The following is a 3,316-nucleotide window of genomic DNA, read 5'->3' on the forward strand; positions in this document are numbered from 1 at the left end:
GTCCCGGCAAACAAACAACAAGTTATTAAATAACTATCTTTAAAAAAAAGAACCTGTATAGCGTATACAGGATTAACAGAATCTTGTATAGTTAGAATAGGATTTACTCTCAAATCTGTATAGCTATTTCAGGACGGGTCACAGGGGGTAACAGGGTTAACACAAAATCGTTTTTTTTTAATCTATATGATTGATAATCATTTTATTAATAAAAGATAAGGTTAACCCCCAAATTACTTAAAATATTCAGCTTTTGCCGTTGTTGGTGTTGTCACCAAAGGTGTTCGGAGGGAAGATACAGATCAGTTGAAAATGTTGGTTCAAAAAGCCATGTCATTGCGAGGAGGGACGACGAAGCAATCTCGTAGCTAAGCAAATCGAACATGCATTGGCTACGAGATTGCCGCGCTACGCTCGCAATGACATACTTTTTAAGAGATAATCTCATCTTCTGAATATCTTCGGTGTTATCGTAATAACGGCTGGAGCTGCGAAAAGACGCATCGTTTATTCAATTCGTGATAATCCTGAAATCCCGTAAATCACGGTTCAGATATATACTCATAAATCGCGCCCTCTTCGCCAAAATCCTTGATCTTTTTGAGGTTTTTAACTTTCTGAATATCCTTCAGGTTGATAAGCTCGGGGTTTTCCAGTACATTAAGCCAGATAAGGTAATAGTGTTTTACCTCGTAAAACTTATCAATATCCTTAGTGAAAAAACGATGCGGCACCAGGTAGGATGACATGCCCGAGAAGAAGTAAACGGCCTCATGGGCATCGGTGTAAACTTTTACTCCGGGTTTAAAGAGGCTTTGATCGCCGCTTCGCAGGTATGTAGCAAATTCCGAGTCGACCCAGCTTTCGTCGGTAAATCCGGGGTTTCCGTATTCGTCAGCCACCTGGTCGTTATAGCGGGCTTTGTCAATCAAAAATTCGCTGGTAATAAAGCCCAGCATAAGTATGATCATTACAACGCCTGCAATACGCCTGGTAACGTTGCCTTTTATTTTCTTAAGCAGTAATAAAGCCCAGCTGGTATAGCCCCATAAAGCGGTTATAAAAAGGGGGGAAAGCAGGCGGTGATTAATGCGCTCGTATCTTGAAAAGGTTGACGATAAAACAATAAACGCCCCATAAACCAACGCGAAGGTAATAGCAAGGTTTTCAAAGCTATCAAGCTTACGCCTATAATAATTAAACGCCAAAGCGCCTATAAAACCCAGGAAAATAATAATGGCTAAAGGCGTAGCAGCCCAATATTGGTTAGGGGTAAGGCCCATCCAATCGCACATTACGGTGCCGAAATAATATAAGTTTTTGCCGAAAGGGGTAATGGATGGCTCCCGCGGACCGGTTGTTGTGCCCGACATAAAAGCGTTGTAAACCAGGTTGCTTACCAGTAAAGAGATACAAACAAAGCCGTAAACGACAATATGGACTATCTTCTTTTTTAAAGGCAAAACCCTGTCCAGCAGTAAAAGTAAACCTCCGGTGCCAACAATAGTAATGGCGGCATACCGTGTTATACAACTTATTGCCGCGATAGCAGCTGCTACGATCAGCGCCTTAAGCGTGTGTGTTAGCAAATACTTCCTGAATGCAACTAAAAAGAACAGGATCTCGAGAATAAACAAAGTCTCCGACCATAAGTAGGAGTAAACCTGCAGCAACGGCGGGCTCAGGATAATGGCGGCCAGCATAAGCCATTTGTAAATCCTTGAAGCAGGTACAAAGTGTTCCATGATCCACCCGCTGGTAAAAATGAGGGTAGCGAACATGATCCCGTTCATTACCGCGCCAAACTTAACCGGATCTATTTGGGTGATGAACGAAATGATGCCAAGATAAATAGGGTAAAAAACAGGGAAATCAACAATAGGCACATGGTTAAATGTAAGCAGGTTACCATGACTTTTGAAGCTCCGCGCCGCGCTGGTGTACATAATACTATCCGGCGAAACGCCAACACCGCTATACCTGAAAAACAAGCTTAATATAAACCAGCCGATAAGGGCGGCTAAAACAGCATCAAGGTTTTTTAAGTAGCGGCTTTTTTGCATAGTAGAATATAAATATTGGTAAAAAGCAGGAGAGAAGAAAATGTTTTAGCTTTTATTGATAAAACATAAAATGAGCGTCATTGCGAGGTACGAAACAATCCCCGATTAGTTGAGCGGCCACGCAAGTCTCTCTGTATAGTTTGGGATTGCTTCGTAACTCGCAATGACGTTATTATTAAGTGCTTTAGGTATTACTAAGCTATTTGATCCAGCACCGTGCTTATCGGCTGATCACTATCTATCAGGATGCCTTTTATGCCGGCAGCAGTTCCTGCTTCAACGTCGCGTTCGCGGTCACCTATAAAGTATGATTTTGATGGGTCGATGTTGTATTTAGCTATGCCTTGCAGCAATAGTCCCGGTTTGGGTTTGCGGCAGTCGCAGTCGCCGGTAAAATTGGGGTGGTGCGGGCAGTAAAAAAAGTCGGTAATTTCAACGCCGTGCTCTTGGTAAACCTGTTTCAGGTGATTGTGCATTTTTGCCAGCTCTTCCTCAGTGTACCAGCCTTTGGCCAAACCACCCTGGTTGGTAGCAACAAGCAGCATATAGCCGCGGTCCTGCAGGGTTTTAAGGGCTTCGAAGTTATCAAGTACGTGGAAATCCTCAAAACGGCGTACATAATCGCCCATTTCCTGGTTAAGCACACCATCACGATCTAAAAAAACAGCTTTAATTTTATCAGGCATTGATTTTAAATTTTTCGGCGAAGGTACGGAATTTTAGTTCATGGTTGATAGTTCATAGTCCATAGTGTCTTGGGGAGAAGCGATCTGAGTGAAAAGAAACCCGGGTAATCCGTTAATCTGAACCAGGATTTGGGGGGATTTAAGGATTGTCAGGATGATTCAGGTTCAGTCAAATATAAGCTGACCTGGTTTCAGGAAACGAGCAAAGCAACTAATCTCAAATCTCTAACCTCCAATCACTAATAGTAAAAAATAAAAACACTCAATTACGTAATATCGTTACCTATACTGCATCTAAATAAAAATGACCGATAAACATTGGTGAACAATAAATAAACTAAAATGGATACATCACTTATTACTACCAGCACGGCCTTAGATGGCTACAAGGTTACCAGGCATTTAGGCGTTGTACGTGGCATTACTGTGCGGAGCCGGAGCGCGTTGGGCAATATTGCAGGAGGTTTTCAGTCGCTGTTTGGCGGCAGGCTTTCAATTTATGTTGAGCTATGCGAAAATGCGCGTGAAGAGGCTTACCAGCTTTTGATCCAGCATGCACAGGCCATT

3 protein-coding genes are annotated in these 3,316 nt (G+C 42.5%); 1 reads left to right on the forward strand and 2 read right to left on the reverse strand.

From position 1 onward, the window contains the following. Positions 1-542: 542 nt before the first annotated feature. Both VF500_RS07650 and VF500_RS07655 read right to left on the reverse strand, forming a co-directional pair. Positions 543-2,063, reverse strand: coding sequence for a hypothetical protein (locus VF500_RS07650; RefSeq protein ID WP_330859107.1), 1,521 nt, complete (start codon positions 2,061-2,063; stop codon positions 543-545). A gap of 194 nt (positions 2,064-2,257) precedes the next feature. Then, entirely contained in the window at positions 2,258-2,749 is a 492-nt protein-coding gene (locus tag VF500_RS07655) for an HAD family hydrolase (RefSeq protein ID WP_330859108.1), read from the reverse strand. 342 nt (positions 2,750-3,091) lie between these two features. Between VF500_RS07655 and VF500_RS07660 the strand changes: the two genes are divergently transcribed. Then, positions 3,092-3,316 (forward strand): YbjQ family protein (locus VF500_RS07660; protein ID WP_330859109.1); only part of this gene is annotated, 225 nt, incomplete at its 3' end.

The organism is Mucilaginibacter sp., assembly GCF_036383575.1.
Lineage (GTDB): Bacteria > Bacteroidota > Bacteroidia > Sphingobacteriales > Sphingobacteriaceae > Mucilaginibacter.

Excerpts from the sequence above, each read along its gene's own strand:
- VF500_RS07655 (WP_330859108.1), bottom strand. The coding sequence starts at position 2,749 with ATGCCTGATAAAATTAAAGCTGTTTTTTTAGATCGTGATGGTGTGCTT.
- VF500_RS07650 (WP_330859107.1), bottom strand. The coding sequence starts at position 2,063 with ATGCAAAAAAGCCGCTACTTAAAAAACCTTGATGCTGTTTTAGCCGCC.